The following is a 14,634-nucleotide window of genomic DNA, read 5'->3' as shown; positions in this document are numbered from 1 at the left end:
CGTGTACGGTCGAGAGAGGGACGCATGACCCACGCCGCACTCGCCGGGCGCCTGGACGGCCTGCTGTTCTTTCCCGTGACCGCCTGCGGGCCCGGCGGCGCGGTGGATCTCGACGCCTACCGCGCCCACGTCAGGGCGGGCGTGGACGCTGGCGCGGGCGCCGTCTTCGCCTGCTGCGGCACCGGGGAGTTCCACGCCCTGACGCCCGCCGAGTTCCGCGCCTGCGTCACGGTCGCCGTCGAGGAGGCGGCCGGGGCCGTTCCCGTCGTCGCCGCCACCGGATACGGCACCGCGCTCGCCGTCGAGTACGCCTGCCTCGCCGAACAGGCGGGCGCCGACGGCCTGCTGGCCATGCCGCCCTACCTGGTCAACGCGGGCCAGCGCGGCCTGCTGCGCCACTACACCGAGCTGGCCGCCGCCACGCGCCTGGAGGTGATCGTCTACCAGCGCGACAACGCCGTCCTCACCCCCGAGACCGCCGTCCAGCTGGCCAGGACCCCCGGCATCGCCGGACTCAAGGACGGCCTGGGCGACCTCGCCCTCCTCCAGCGCATCATCTCCGCCGTCCGCGCCGAGGTGACGGACCGGCCGGGGGAGCCGTTCTCCTACTTCAACGGCATGCCCACCGCCGAGCTCAGCGCCCCCGCCTACCGGGGCCTGGGCGTGCGCCTCTACTCCTCGGCCGTCTTCTGCTTCGCCCCCGAGATCGCCCTCGCCTTCCACGCGGCCCTGGGCGGCGGCGACGAGGCCACGGTCCGCCGCCTCCTCGACGGCTTCTACCGCCCCCTGGTCGAACTCCGGGACCGCGGCGCCGGATACGCCGTCTCCCTCGTCAAGGCGGGCGTGCGGCTGCGGGGCCTGGACGTGGGCCCCGTGCGCTCCCCGCTCGCCGAGCCGGAGCCCGAGCACATCGCCGAGCTCTCCGCCCTGATCGACCGCGGCCTGAAACTGGTGAACGCCTGATGCGTGCCGGCACCTTCCTCTACCCCTGGGACCTCGTCGGCGACCCGGCCGCCGCCGACCGCGTCGCCGCGCTCGGCGTCCGGCAGGCCACCCTCGCCTCCGCGTACCACTCCACCCGCGCCCTCACCCCGCGCCATCCCGCCCACCGCATCGTCACCGCCCGGCACGCGGCGGTCTACTACCCGCCGGACCGGGCCCGTTGGGAGGGGCGGGCGCTGCGCCCGTTCCCGCAGGACTGGGTCGCGGGCGAGGACCCCTACGGCGAGGCGGCCACCGCCCTGGCCGCGGCGGGGATCGAGGTCCACTCCTGGGTGATCCTCGCCCACAGCTCCCGCCTCGGCGACGAGCACCCGGAGTCCGCCGTCACCAACGCGTACGGCGACCGCTACCCCTGGGCCCCCTGCGTCGCCCGCCCCGAGGTCCGCTCCTACGCCCTCGCGCTCGCCGCCGAGGCGGCGGTGCGGCCCGGCGCCGCCGGGACCGAGCTGGAGTCCTGCGGCTGGTACGGACTCGACCACCTGCACGCGCACGACAAGATCGGCGGCGCCCCGCTCGGCGGCGTCGGCGCCTACCTGGCCTCACTGTGCTTCTGCGAGGTCTGCCGGGCCGGTTACGCCGCGCACGGCGCCGACCCCGACGAGCTGCGCGCCATGGTCGAGCGGGCGCTGCGGCCCTTCTGGGAGGGGCGCCCACCGTCGGCCGTGGCCGGGCGCGAGGCCGAGTGGCGGGCGATCGCGGCGCTGCTCGGGGAGGAACGGGCCGCCTCCGTCGCCGCCTGGCGCGACGCGGTGGCCGACGCGTTCCAGCGCGAGGCGGTCGCCGCGGTGCGCGCCGCCGCGCCCCCCGGGTTCCGCGTGCTGCTCCACGCCGACCCGGCCCCGCACCGCTGCGGCGCCAACGTGGGCGTCCGCCCGGCCGGCGTCCTGGCCCACGCGGACGGCGTCGTCGTGCCCTGCGCGGGCGGCGCGGAGGCCCGCGCCGCGGCGCTCGGCCCGTTCACCGCGCAGGCCGCAGGCACCGGGGCGCCGGTGATCGCCGCCAACTTCCCCGTGGTCTCCGGCATGGGCGGCAGCCCCGGCACCCTGGCCGCCGACGCCGCGCACGCCGCCTCCCTCGGCGCCACCGAACTGCGGCTCTACCACGCCGGACTCGCCACCGACGCCGACCTCGCGACGGTCACGGCGGCCCTCGCCGAACTGGACGCTACCCCGGGGTGACGAAGCCGTTCTCGTAGGCGGCGATCACGGCCTGGGTGCGGTCGCGGGCGCCGAGGGCGGACAGGACCGCGGCGACATGGGACTTGACCGTCTGGTTGCCCACGCCGAGGCGCGCGGCGATCTCCGCGTTGTTCAGCCCCTCGGCCATCAGCCGCAGCACCTCCGCCTCGCGGGGCGTGAGCCGCGCGCGCAGCGCTCCCGAGCGCCGCTCCCGCGCGTGGGCGGCGGCCAGGGCGCGGACCGCTTCGGGGAACAGCAGCGAGTCGCCGCGCGCCACCAGCCGCACCGCGCCCACCAGTTCCCCGGCCGCCGCCCGCTTCAGCAGGAAGCCGGCGGCGCCCGCCCGCAGGGCGTCGTAGACGTACGAGTCGTTCTCGAAGGTCGTCACCACGATGACCTTGGGCGGCTCCTCCAGGGTGGCCAGCAGCCGTTCGGTGGCGCGGATGCCGTCCACGTCCGGCATCCGCACATCCATGAGCACCACGTCCGGCCGTTCCCGCCACGCCACGGACACCGCCTCGGCCCCGGTCGCGGCCTCCCCGACGACCTCCATGTCCGGCTCGGCCCCCAGGATGACCCGCAACGCGGTCCGCACCAACCGCTCGTCGTCGACGAGGACGACTCGTACCCGTCCCACGCCAAAGTCCCCGGAACGCTGCGCAGCCATGGGCACCAGGGTAGGCCGGACCGGGGCCGGAAGCTCGTGACCTGGGCGGACGACGGGGGACGGTGCAGACTCCGGCAGGAGGAATCCGGGGGCGGACTTATGCCGACGGATAGTCGGGAAATCCGGAACGTCGATGACGAGTAGCATGAGATGACGCCTCATCATCGCCGGAGTTGATCACATGACTACGTTCGTCGTCGGCTCGCGAGCGAGCAATCTCGCCAAGGTCCAGGTGCGGGAATACCTTGCACCCCTGCGTGAACGGTTTCCTGATATCACCTTCACACACCGGGTCATTCTTGAAGGTGGTGACCGGGACAGGAAGTCTCCGCTGTCCAATGTGTCTGCCACGAGTGGCGGCAGTGCATTCAGCACGGAGCAGGAGGCCGCGCTTTCCCGAGGCGAGGTGGACGTGGTCATCCACTCGCTCAAGGACTTGCCGACCGAGAACCCCTCTGGATTGATTCTGCTACCTCCGCCCGGGCGGGAGGATGTGAGGGACGCGCTGTGCGGGTCAACCTTGGCCGAACTCCCGGAGCGTGCGCGGATCGGCACCGGTGCGCCCCGACGCATTGCGCAACTCAAGGCCATCCGCCCAGATGTCGAGGTGGTCCCCATCCGGGGAAATGTTCCCCCTCGATTGCAGAAGATCAAGACCATGCGGCTCAACGGTGTCGTCCTCGCGGTTGCGGGTCTGCGCCGCCTTGGTCTCGATGACGCAATTGGCGAGATTCTGCCGTTGAATCTGTTCCCACCGTCACCTGGTCAGGGCGCGCTCGGTATTCAGGTGCGAGAGGACAACGACGCGATTCGAGAAGTGCTGTCGGCGGTGGGAAACGCGACCACTGACATTGAAGTCCGAGCGGAGCGCGCTCTCCTCGCAGAATTGCATGGAGGTTGCAGCGTTCCCGTTGGCGCTTACGCTTCGGCTCAGCCAGACGGAACCCTGCGCCTGCACGCCCAGGTGACGTCCCTTGACGGCGCCAAGCGAGTCACCGGGGTCCTGTCGGGTCCGTCTGGCGAGCCGGAGGAACTCGGGGCCACTCTGGCGGAACAGCTGTTGAGCCAGGGAGCCGGAGCAATCCTCGATGAGATCAGGCCGGGGCTTCTCCGTTAGCCCCTGTCCTGCAACGCACGGGCTATTTCGAGCGCCGCGTAGGTGATGCTTGCGTCGGCCCCAGCCCGCTTGAGCATGGTGAACAGCCCGGCGAGAGTTCCTGTCTCCCTTTTTCCCGTCTCGGTGTCTGTACGAGACAGCATGGTGTATTCGCCGGACACGGAGAACGGCAAGACGGGAACAAGCGTGCGCGACTTCAAAGCGACCAACACGTCGGCACAGAACAGCGCGGGCTCGAGAAGCAACATGTCCGCGCCGTATTCAACGAGCTCAAGGGCTGCCTCGATGAACTGATTCGGCTTGCTCGCGCTGATCTGGAATTCCCGATCGACACCCATCCTGGGCGTGGCGCCCATCGTCAGCCGGTATCCGTCGTACAGCGACGAATGGAAGATGACGTGAGGCATCACGCTTACGCTGCCATGTCCGTTCTCGTTCAGAGCGATACGTGTACCCCTGGTCGTCGCGAGCATCATGGAGGCCGGACCGACGATGTCCGCTCCAGCGTTCGCATGGGCTACAGCCTGCATAGCCGTGACATTGACTGTGGCGGCGACGTCCGGGCGGCCGTGCCGATCGGTCAGGTAGCACGCTCCCGTCTCGGTGTACGCGCACAGGCACGTCTCTGTCATGATTGCGAGCGTGGATTCCGCGCCCTTTGCCGCACTCACTGCCCGGGCCATCAGGCTGTCCGGGGCAAGTGAGATCTCGCCCGTGGAGTCGCGTACTTCTGACTCCGCGAATAGTTTGACCGAGCGGATACCGAGCGCCGCAGCATCGTGCATGACGGCGGGGATCCGCTCGACAGTCACCGTAGGCATGCGGCAGTCGGTCGGCTCCTCTGTAACGAGGAGAACCATGGAAAGGTCACCCGGTGTGAGCGGCGGAGCTTCCAGGAAGTTCCGAACCGCTGGACGACTCCGGAGCGGGCTTAACGCTCCCAGAGGCACAAGGGGTGGATTCACTCCAGTGGGCATGTGCGCCTCGTCTCTCTCCTCGTGGGGGAGTCGAATTCTTTTCACCCGTAGGCAGGCGGGGGGTTCAGCGGCCGAAGAATCCTTAGCAGTGTGGGCACCATATTCGGCGGTGCCCGATGCAGCAGCCGCAGTATTCCAGCTGTTTGTCATCAGCGTCCGGCTTCACAGGCTGCCTCGGCTTGATCGGCTGCCTCGTGACTCCGGTCATGACACCTGGTCAGTGGCCACGGCCAAGCTGAGCCTTTGCCCTATGTCGCACTGTTGACCGTTGGCGCATGCCGCGCACTCGGACACGTGGAGTCGCTGAGCGGACCGGAGTTGATTCATGTCCGCCGGCCGAGGGCAAGCCAGGCGGCCTTGAGCGCGAGATACGGCAGGCAGGAGGCGATGGTGAGAGCGCGGAGCGCCGAGGGCAGGCGGGTGGTCGAGGCCATGCCTCCACGCTCCGCCCCGCGCGGGCCGAACGCGCCCTGCCCGGTGGTGATCCGCCTCCCCCGCGCGGGGGAGCAGCGGATCCGCCCCGGCCACCCCCGAGGGCGGCGCCACCTCTCCCCGGGCGCCCCGGCCGGTCAGAGGTGGCGGGCCGCCAGGGCGAGGCGGTCGCGGGCGTCGAACAGCGCCTCCTTGATGAGCTGTTCGTGCGCCGGGGTCAGCCGGGCCACCGGAACCGAGCAGCTGATCGCGTCCCTCGCCGGCGTGCGGTAGGGGATGGCGATGCCGAAGCAGCTCAGCCCGAGCGTGTTCTCCTCGCGGTCCATCGCGTAGCCGCGCTCGCGGACCAGCGCCAGCTCCTCGATCAGCCGCTCGCGGTCGGTGATGGTGTGCTCGGTCAGCTGGTCCAGCGTCTCCGGCAGCATCTTCCGCACCCGCTCGTCGCTGTAGGTGGCCAGCAGCGCCTTGCCGAGCGAGGTCGAGTGCGCCGGGAGGCGGCGGCCGACCCGCGTGAACGGCCGCAGGTAGTGCTCGGACTGGCGGGTGGCGAGGTAGACCACGTTGGTGCCGTCCAGCCGGGCCAGGTGGATGGTCTCCGTGGTGTCGTCGGAGAGCCGGTCCAGCGTGGGCCTCGCGGCGGCCACCACCTCGTCGCCGTCGATATAGGAGGTGCCGACCAGCAGCGCCCGCACGCCGATCCCGTACCGGGTGCCGGTGGCGTCCGTCTCGACCCAGTCCAGGTCCACGAGGGTGCGCAGAAGCATGTACAGGCTGGACTTGGGGTACCCGACCGCCGCCTGGACGTCCGCGAGCGAGTGCATGCCCGGCCGTCCGGCGAAGAACTCCAGAAGCTCCACGGTGCGGACCGCGGATTTGACCTGGGAACCGCCCGTCTCACCGGCTGACATCGCCTTGACCCCTTTGTTCGAGCCGCTATAGAGTCCCAGACATTCACATACAGGGACGACGTTCAATATATCGAACATCGAACTCCGGCGAACGCCGCCCCCGTTGAGATCCGCAGGAAGACGATCGGCAGGAGGATCGATCCCGGTGGCAGTACCAGTGTGGAGTGTGGACCCGCGGACCGGAAAGCAGCGGGAAGCGGTGGCCTCCGAGGCGACGGCGCAGGACGTCGACGCGGCGGTGCGCGCCGCCCACGCCGCCCGCGGCGCCCTGGCCGGCCGCGACACCAGGATCGCGCTGCTGCGCGCCGCGGCCGAGGAGTTGGAGGCCGACGGCGAGCGTATCGTGGCCACCGCCGACGCGGAGACCGCGCTCGGCGAGGCCCGGCTCACGGGTGAACTGGCCCGCTCGACCGGCCAGTTGCGCGCCTTCGCGGACGAGGTCGCGGACGGCGGGTACCTGGGCGTCATCATCGACCACGCCGATCCGGCCCTCGCCCCGCCCCGACCCGACCTGCGGCGTTACAAGATCCCGCTGGGCGTCGTCGCCGTCTACGCGGCCTCGAACTTCCCGCTGGCCTTCTCCGTTCCCGGCGGCGACACCGCCAGCGCCCTGGCCGCCGGCTGCCCGGTCGTCGTCAAGGCCCACCCCGACCACCCCGCCACCTCCGAGCTGTGCGGCGCCGCGCTGCGCCGGGCCGCGGCGCGGACCGGGCTGCCCGAGGACGTCGTCACCGTCGTCCACGGCTTCGACGCGGGCGTCGAGCTGGTCACGCACCCGCTGGTGACCGCCGCCGGGTTCACCGGCTCGGTCCGCGGCGGGCGCGCGCTGTTCGACGCCGCCGCGGCCAGGCCCGTTCCCATCCCCTTCTACGGCGAGCTCGGCAGCCTCAACCCGGTGGTGATCACCGAGGCGGCGGCCCAGGAGCGCGGCGAGGAGATCGGCACCGGCCTCGCCGGGTCCATGACCCTGGGCAGCGGCCAGTTCTGCACCAAGCCCGGCCTCGTCCTCGCCCCGGCGGGGCAGGCGGGCGACGCGCTGCTCGGCGCCCTGGCGGGCGAGGTCGCCGAGGCCGTCCCCGGCGTGCTGCTCGACTCCCGGATGCGGCAGGCGTTCCTCGCGGGGGTGGGCGAACGCGCCGACCTCGACGGCGTGCGCGCCCCGGTCGCGGCGGGCGGCGGCGCGGAGGGCGACACGGTCGCGGCCGGGTTCCTCACCGTGGACGCCGACCGGCTGACCACCGAGGGGCCGCACGACCTGCTGCTGGAGGAGTGCTTCGGCCCCCTCACCGTCGTGGTCCGCTACGCCGACGCCGACCAGGCCGCCGCCGTGCTCTCCCGCCTCCCGGGGAACCTGACGGCCACCGTCCACCTCGCCGAGGCCGAGGCGAACGGGGAGGGCGAGGGCGCCCGGCTGCTGGCCGAGCTCACCCCGCTCGCCGGACGCGTCCTCGTCAACGGCTGGCCCACCGGCGTCGCCGTCACCCACGCACAGCACCACGGCGGCCCCTACCCGGCGACCACCTCCACCTCCACCTCGGTCGGCGTCACCGCCATCGACCGGTGGCTGCGCCCGGTCACCTACCAGAACGCGCCGGACGCGCTCCTGCCGCCGGAGCTGCGCGAGGACAACCCCCTCGGGCTGCCCCGCCGGGTGAACGGTCGACGCGAGGGCTGACGTTCCGTGTCCGCCACCAAGTGAACTGTTACGGTGAATCGTCCGTATGTACGGAGGTGGCCGTCTGTTCACCTTGGTGGCTACTCGGCGCCACTGACGCTCCATAGCCTCACGGGAACTCCACTGCCGTCACACCCGCAAGTGAGGACCCGCGATGTCTGCTCAACGCCCGGTTTTCCCCGAGTTCGATCCGGACGAGGTCAGCTCCAACCCGTCCGGCAACCGGTCGTTCGGTGAGGTCGTCCAGCACCGGATGTCCCGCCGCACCGCCCTCCTGGGCGGCACCGCGGCGGCGGCGGGCTTCCTCGCCGCCGTGGCGGGCGGCGGCGCCGCCGCCGCCAGGACGCCCGTGAGCGGGGACCCGGACGGCGGCTGGCAGGGGGGCGTGCGCCCGACCCGGCTGCTGGGCTTCTCCGCCGTTCCGACCAGCACCGACGACACGTTCACCGTGCCCGACGGCTACCAGATCCAGGTCCTCATCCCCTGGGGCACCCCGATCAGGCCCGGCGGCCCGCGCTGGCGCAAGGACGGCTCCAACAGCGCCGCGGAGCAGGCCGAGCAGATCGGCATGAACCACGACGGCATGCACTTCTTCCCGCTGGGCGACGGCCGCGAGAGCAGCCGCCGCGGCCTGCTGGTCCTCAACCACGAGTATGTCGACCAGTCGATGCTCTTCCCCGACGGCGCCGAGGAGATGACCGCCGACAAGGTGGCGAAGGCGCTGGCCGCGCACGGCGTCAGCGTGGTCGAGATCGAGAGGCGGGGCAACGGCGAGTGGCGGGTCGTGGACTCCCGCCGCGCCCGCCGGGTCACCGGCAGCACGCCCGTCGAGTTCTCCGGGCCCGTCTCCCTGGACCACCCCGCCCTCCGGTCGAACAACGAGGCGCTGGGCACGCTCAACAACTGCTCCAGCGGCGCCACCCCGTGGGGCACCTACCTCACCTGCGAGGAGAACTGGAACAACTACTTCGGCACCGAGGACGAGTCCTGGGAGCCGACCCCCTCGCAGGATCGTTACGGCGTCTCGGCCGCCGGCGGCGGCTACCGCTGGCACGAGGCCGACCCGCGCTTCGACCTGGCGGCCAACCCCAACGAGATCAACCGCTTCGGCTGGATCGTCGAGATCGACCCCCGCGAGCCGGGCGCCAAGCCGGTCAAGCGCACCGCGCTCGGCCGCTTCAAGCACGAGGGCTGCACCGTCACCGAGTCCCGCGGGCGCGTGGTCGCCTACTCCGGTGACGACCAGGACGGCGACTACATCTACAAGTTCGTCGGCGAGGGCAGCTGGCACGCGCACCGCGCGCGGGGCCGCAGCCCCCTGGACCACGGCACGCTCTACGTGGCGCGCTTCGAGGACGACGGCACCGGCTCCTGGCTGCCGCTGACCCACGGCACCGGCGCCCTGACGGTGGCGAACGGCTGGGCGGACCAGGCGGACGTGCTGCTGCGCACCCGCGAGGCCGCCGACGCGGTCGGCGCCACCACGATGGACCGGCCCGAGTGGATCGCGATCAACCCCAAGAACAACGACGTGTACTGCACGCTGACCAACGGCAGCGGCTGGGACTCCGCGGTCAGCCCGCGCAAGCCCAACCCCTACGGCCACATCGTCCGCTGGACCGAGGCGGACGGCGACAACGCGGCCCTGACCTTCGCGTGGGACATCTTCCTGCTCGCGGGCGACCAGGCGTACGACGACCAGGTCGACCTGGGCGAGAACATCTTCGGCTCCCCCGACGGCCTGGGCTTCGACTCCGACGGCCGCCTGTGGATCCAGACCGACGTCTCCAACTCCGTGCAGAACTCGGCGGAGGCGGGCTACGACAACATCGGCAACAACCAGATGCTGGCCGCCGACCCGCGCACCGGCGAGGTCCGCCGCTTCCTGACCGGACCCCGCGGCGCCGAGATCAGCGGCGTCACCTTCACCCCGGACCAGAAGGCGATGTTCGTCAACGTCCAGCACCCCGGCGAGACCACCAAGGCGTGGGGCACCCCCACCCCCGAGGACCCGCGCGTGGTCAGCAACTGGCCCGACTTCGACCCCACCGGGCGCCCGCGCTCGGCCACGGTCGTCGTCCGCCGCACCGACGGCGGCGTGATCGGCGCGTCCTGATCACCGCCTGACGCCCCCCGCGGGCCCGGCCGGGGCCGCCCCGGCCGGGCCCGCGCCGCCGTCCCCGGCGGCGCCCCCGAGCCGCGCCCCTCAGCCGCGCCAGTCCAGGCACACCACCATCGCGTCGTCCTCGGGCCCGGGGCCGCCGCGGTACCCGGCCAGCTCCGAGAGCACCGCCCGCGGCACCTGCGCGGGGGGCAGCAGCCGCGTGTGGGCCGCGGCCCTGGCCAGCGCCTTCTCCCCGTACAGCTCGCCGCCGGGCGAGGCCACGTCGTACACCCCGTCGCTGACGAAGAACAGCCGGTCGCCCGGCTCCACCCGGAACTCCTGCGCCGTGTACACCGTGTCCTCGAACATGCCGAGCGGAAGCTGCGCCTCGAACTCCTGCGGATCGGCCGTGCCCCGCCGCAGCCGCCACATCCGCGGCGACCCCGCGTCGATCACCGTCGCCAGGCCGGTGGCCAGCTCGAAGCGCAGCAGCAACGCCGCGACATGGGCCCCGCCCCGGTGCTGCCCGTAGAGCGCCTGGTCGGCCAGCGACGCCTGTTCGGCCAGGCCGAGGCCCGAGCGGCGGGCGTTGCGCAGCGCGTTGATCGCGAGGCTGCTGAGCAACGCCGCCTGTATGCCCTCGCCCATCCCGTTGATCACCGCAAGCGTCAGGTGCGTCGGCGAGGTGGACCAGTCGAAGCTGTCGCCGTGGATCGCGTAGGCTGGCTCCAGCTGCCCGCCGAGCTCGAACTCGGGGCGCGAGCAGGAGCGTCCCGGCAGCAGCTCCCACTGCATCTCGGCGGCGAGCGTGAGCCGCTCCGCCCGGCGGGCCTGGACATAGAGGTCGGTGTCGCGCTCGGCGACCATGATCTCGTGCCCGAGGAGCGCGGCGATCTCCTCCAGTTCGGACAGGACCTCCGCCGAGCAGCGGTTCCTCGGCATACGCAGCGAGAGCACGCCCACCCCCTCGCCCCGCACGCTCACCGGAAGGTGCGCGGTGAGCATGGGGGAGTCGTCCGCGGGCTCCACATAGGTCCGCTGGGAGCCGAACGCGCGCCCCGGAGGCCCCATGTGCGCGGGGACCACGCCGGGCCCGGAGCCGGGGGCGACCGGGCGCAGCGCGGTCATCGCGTAGTCCGCGACCCGCAGTTCGGCGTCGCTGACGGCGTAGTGCCGCCGCAGGACCGCCCGGAGGCCGCCGAGCAGGTCGTGGGGGGCCGCGGTACGCAGGGCGCGGTAAGCGGCCACGAGTCTGTCCACCGTGTGGATCTGCTTTCTCTCAAGGAGCGGCCGGTCCCGGCGACCACCTGGGAATGGTCGCGGAAACGGACATCAAGGATGACAAGCCCGAGCGTGAGTGCGACAGTGAGATGCGTGACTCCGCCCGCCCCGCGCCGCCGTTCTGCGGATGCCGCTCGGGCGGCCTCCGACGTCATAGAGCTGCTGGAGGTGTTGTGGGAGAGGGGCCGCGACGCCGCCTCCCCGGTACCCGTCTCCTCGTCCCAACTCCGCGTCCTGTACATCCTGGAGCGCGACGAGGGCATCAACCTGCGCGGCCTCGGCGACCTCCTCGGCGCCGCGCCCTCCTCCGTGAGCCGGCTGTGCGACCGGCTCCAGGCCGTCGGCTTCGTCGAGCGGGCCACCAGCCAGACCAGCCGCAGGGAGCTGGAGTTGCGCCTCACCGCCGGCGGGCGCCGTTTCCTGGCCGAGCTGCGGGAAAGGCGCGAGGAGGCCCTGACCGCCGCCATCGCCACCATGACTCCGGCCGCCCGCAGCGCCCTTGTGGAGGGTCTGGCCGGATTCCGGACGGCGGTGGGAAACAGCGAGCGGCTCGGCGATGATCGTTCGGACGGACGGTCGGCCCGCTCGGCATAGCCTCCGGCCGTATGTCATGCGGGTTCCTTCCTGCTTCGGACGGATGAACGCTAACATTTGCCGGACAGCAACAATGAGGCTCGCGGTAACCGCTGCGGCGGCAGAGGACGTTGGTGCGCCCGCGTGCGGTCAGCGACGAGAGGGTTTGATGTGAGTGCCATCGAGTCGGCGGTGAGGGACCGGTTGATCGGGACCCTCCGTGACCATACGGAGGAGATCGGTGAGAACTGGGTGCGCCTCCAGATAGACCAAGAGGTCCTGGTCACCGGCATCAACGAGGGCGAACTGCGCGGCGAGGCGGCCCAGTTGGTGTCGGCCCTGCTCAGCGGCCTGGAGAGCTCGCTGCCCGCGGGCCGGGTCGCCACCGCGCACGCCGAGCTGCGCACCACCATCACCGAGCTCTCCCTGCGCCGCGCCCGCGCCGGGGCGACCCCGACGGCGACCTCGCTCGCGGTGCTCTCGCTCAAGGAGGTGCTGCTGGAGATCCTCCAGCGCTCCACGCAGAACGCGAGGGAGCTCTTCGAGTCGGCCGTGGTGATCAACCGGCTGCTCGACGCGGCGGGCGTGCTGTCGTTCGACACCTATGTCGCCAGCCGCGAGGAGATCATCAGCAGGCAGAGCAGGCAGCTGATGGAGCTCTCCACGCCCGTGGTGCGCCTGTGGCGCCACGTGCTGGCGGTCCCGCTGATCGGCACCCTGGACACGGCCAGGACCCAGGTGGTGCTGGAGTCGCTGCTCCAGGCCATCCAGTCCGACGAGGCCAGGGTCGCCATCATCGACATCACCGGCGTCGCCACCGTGGACACCGCGGTCGCCCAGCACCTGATGCAGACCGTGGCCGCGGTCCGCCTCATGGGCGCCGACTGCGTCATCTCCGGCATCAGGCCGCCCATCGCCCAGACCATCGCCCAGCTCGGCCTGGACCTGTCCACCATCCTCACGCGCGCCACCCTCGCCGACGCCCTCGCCGAGGCCATCAAGATCACCGACCAGCGCATGCCCCACGCGCCCGGCGCGCCCGGCCTGTCCGAGCTGGCCGGCCGGTGAGCGGGAGGCAGTCGGCCGGTGTGCCGATCCTGCGGCTCGGCGACGTCCTCGTCACCGGCCTCCTCGACGAGCTCGACGACCAGTCCGCCATGGCCTTCCTCGACGAACTCACGGAGCGGATCGCGGGCGAGGCGGCGAACGGCGTCCTCATCGACATCTCGCGCCTGGAGATCATCGACTCCTTCGTGGCGCGTACTTTGAGTGAACTCACCACCACCGCCCGCCTGTTGGGTGCCCGGGTGATCGTGGCCGGCATGCGCCCGACGGTGGCCATCACCCTCGTGGAGCTGGGTTTGAAACTCCACGGTGTGGAAACGGCCTTGAACGCGGAGCAGGGCATGGTGGCCCTGGGCTGGTACCGCACTACGCCGTCACGGGAGGCTGCTCGTCGTGATGACGCCCGATGAACCGGCCCTGGGAGCCTCGATCGGGGTCCCCGCCGGCGGTCTGGCCACCGGTGGGGAGGATGACCGCGCGGAGTACCCGGTGCGCAGCGAGGAGGACCTCCTGGAGGCACGGCACGCCGTCCGCGCCGCCTGCCTGGCGATCGGTTTCGGCCTCGTCGACCAGACACGCGTCGTCACCGCCGCGAGCGAGCTCGTGCGGAACGCGTACATCCACGGCGGGGGAGGCACGTTGACCATCGCGCGGCTCGACCGCCCCGGCGGCGGGGGCGTGCGGCTCACCGTCGCCGACGCCGGGCCCGGCATCCCCAACGTCGAGGCCGCGCTCGCCGACGGCTACAGCACCGGCGCGGGACTGGGCCACGGACTCGGCGGCGCGCGGCGGCTGATGCACGAGTTCTGGATCGACACCCGGCCGGGCGGTGGCACCACCGTGTGCGTCACCCGCTGGATCGCCGGGTAGCGGCCGTGCCCGAGCCCGGCCGGCCCCCGGTCACCCGGCAGATCCGCATCGACCACCACAGCGCCGTCCACCTGGCGCTGGCGGCGGCCCGCTCCCTCGCCCGGCGCTGGGGGCTGACCGGCGCGCTGCCGGAGAAGGCCGCGGTCGTCGCCAGCGAGCTGGCGACCAACCTCGACAAGCACGCCAGGGACGGCGTCCTGTACATCCAGCCCCTTCCGCTGGGGCCCGGCGTGGAGATCGTCGCCGCCGACCGGGGACCCGGCATCGGCAGCCTCGCCGACGCCATGGCCGACGGGTACACCACCAGCGGCACCCTCGGCACCGGGCTGGGCGCCGTGCGCAGGATCGCCTCCGACGTCCAGATCCGCTCGGGCCCCGAGGGCACCATGGTCCGCGCCCGGGTGGTCACCGCGGGCGACGCGGAGGACGCCAGGGAACGCGTGGGCGCCGTGTGCGTCGCCGCCGAGGGCGAGGAGGCGTGCGGCGACGCCTGGGCCGTCGCCGACACCCCGGCGGGCCGCACCCTGCTGCTGGTGGACGCCCTCGGCCACGGCCCCGCCGCCGCCGAGGCCGCCGCCGCGGCGCTGGTCCCGTTCCACCTCGATCCCGGCCGCCCGCTGCCCGACCTGCTGACCGCGCAGCACGCGGCGCTGCGCCGCACCCGGGGCGCCGCGATCGCCCTGCTCCGACTCGTGGGCCGCCAGGTGGAGCTCAGTGCCACCGGCAATGTGCGGCTGGTGCTGGTCGGGCCCGACCAGCACCAGCCGCACATTGCCGGTGGCACT

The 14,634-nt window shown here is 72.2% G+C and carries 14 protein-coding genes; 10 read left to right on the top strand and 4 right to left on the bottom strand.

The annotated features are described in order from the left end of the window. Window positions 1-24: 24 nt before the first annotated feature. A complete protein-coding gene (locus ADY01_RS04285; protein WP_049565604.1) occupies window positions 25-963 on the top strand; it encodes a 5-dehydro-4-deoxyglucarate dehydratase in 939 nt (312 codons plus the stop codon). After that, complete coding sequence (locus ADY01_RS04280; RefSeq protein ID WP_049565602.1) at window positions 963-2,180, top strand: hypothetical protein; 1,218 nt, start codon at window positions 963-965, stop codon at window positions 2,178-2,180. The genes ADY01_RS04285 and ADY01_RS04280 overlap by 1 nt, the downstream gene beginning before the upstream one ends. On the opposite strand, the gene ADY01_RS04275 is transcribed toward ADY01_RS04280, so the two are convergent. Then, window positions 2,167-2,847 (bottom strand): response regulator transcription factor, encoded by a 681-nt coding sequence (locus ADY01_RS04275; RefSeq protein WP_049565599.1) that lies wholly within the window; start codon window positions 2,845-2,847, stop codon window positions 2,167-2,169. The genes ADY01_RS04280 and ADY01_RS04275 overlap by 14 nt on opposite strands. A gap of 181 nt (window positions 2,848-3,028) precedes the next feature. Between ADY01_RS04275 and hemC the strand changes: the two genes are divergently transcribed. Further along, on the top strand, window positions 3,029-3,964 hold the full coding sequence (gene hemC, locus ADY01_RS04270; RefSeq protein ID WP_049565596.1) for a hydroxymethylbilane synthase: 936 nt from the start codon (window positions 3,029-3,031) through the stop codon (window positions 3,962-3,964). Here hemC and ADY01_RS04260 read toward each other — a convergent pair. Beyond that, a complete protein-coding gene (locus tag ADY01_RS04260) occupies window positions 3,961-4,941 on the bottom strand; it encodes a hypothetical protein (RefSeq protein WP_107081628.1) in 981 nt (326 codons plus the stop codon). The genes hemC and ADY01_RS04260 overlap by 4 nt on opposite strands. Before the next feature lie 569 nt (window positions 4,942-5,510). After that, window positions 5,511-6,281 carry an IclR family transcriptional regulator gene (locus ADY01_RS04255; RefSeq protein ID WP_049565577.1) on the bottom strand — a complete coding sequence of 257 codons (771 nt, stop codon included), beginning with the start codon at window positions 6,279-6,281 and terminating at the stop codon, window positions 5,511-5,513. 157 nt (window positions 6,282-6,438) lie between these two features. On the opposite strand from ADY01_RS04255, the gene ADY01_RS04250 reads away from it, so the two are divergent. After that, on the top strand, window positions 6,439-7,956 hold the full coding sequence (locus ADY01_RS04250) for an aldehyde dehydrogenase (NADP(+)) (protein WP_049565574.1): 1,518 nt from the start codon (window positions 6,439-6,441) through the stop codon (window positions 7,954-7,956). 154 nt (window positions 7,957-8,110) lie between these two features. Continuing rightward, window positions 8,111-10,072, top strand: coding sequence for a PhoX family protein (locus tag ADY01_RS04245; RefSeq protein WP_049565570.1), 1,962 nt, complete (start codon window positions 8,111-8,113; stop codon window positions 10,070-10,072). 90 nt (window positions 10,073-10,162) lie between these two features. On the opposite strand, the gene ADY01_RS04240 is transcribed toward ADY01_RS04245, so the two are convergent. Further along, window positions 10,163-11,320 carry a PP2C family protein-serine/threonine phosphatase gene (locus ADY01_RS04240; RefSeq protein WP_049565568.1) on the bottom strand — a complete coding sequence of 386 codons (1,158 nt, stop codon included), beginning with the start codon at window positions 11,318-11,320 and terminating at the stop codon, window positions 10,163-10,165. Between the two features lie 78 nt (window positions 11,321-11,398). On the opposite strand from ADY01_RS04240, the gene ADY01_RS04235 reads away from it, so the two are divergent. The 5 genes from ADY01_RS04235 to ADY01_RS04215 all read left to right on the top strand — a co-directional run. After that, window positions 11,399-11,935 (top strand): MarR family transcriptional regulator, encoded by a 537-nt coding sequence (locus tag ADY01_RS04235; protein ID WP_049565564.1) that lies wholly within the window; start codon window positions 11,399-11,401, stop codon window positions 11,933-11,935. 150 nt (window positions 11,936-12,085) lie between these two features. Beyond that, a complete protein-coding gene (locus ADY01_RS04230) occupies window positions 12,086-12,982 on the top strand; it encodes an STAS domain-containing protein (protein WP_049565561.1) in 897 nt (298 codons plus the stop codon). A 20-nt stretch (window positions 12,983-13,002) separates the two neighbouring features. After that, complete coding sequence (locus tag ADY01_RS04225; RefSeq protein ID WP_420715575.1) at window positions 13,003-13,389, top strand: STAS domain-containing protein; 387 nt, start codon at window positions 13,003-13,005, stop codon at window positions 13,387-13,389. After that, window positions 13,376-13,849: an ATP-binding protein gene (locus tag ADY01_RS04220; protein ID WP_078899979.1), complete on the top strand. Its 474-nt coding sequence runs from the start codon at window positions 13,376-13,378 to the stop codon at window positions 13,847-13,849. The genes ADY01_RS04225 and ADY01_RS04220 overlap by 14 nt, the downstream gene beginning before the upstream one ends. A 5-nt stretch (window positions 13,850-13,854) precedes the next feature. After that, on the top strand, window positions 13,855-14,634 hold a 780-nt coding region (locus tag ADY01_RS04215; protein ID WP_049565556.1), incomplete at its 3' end, for an ATP-binding protein.

Origin of the sequence: Streptomyces sp. SBT349 (genome assembly GCF_001083795.1) — a bacterium.
Lineage (GTDB): Bacteria > Actinomycetota > Actinomycetes > Streptomycetales > Streptomycetaceae > Streptomyces.
This window is presented reverse-complemented; position numbering and strand designations above follow the sequence as displayed.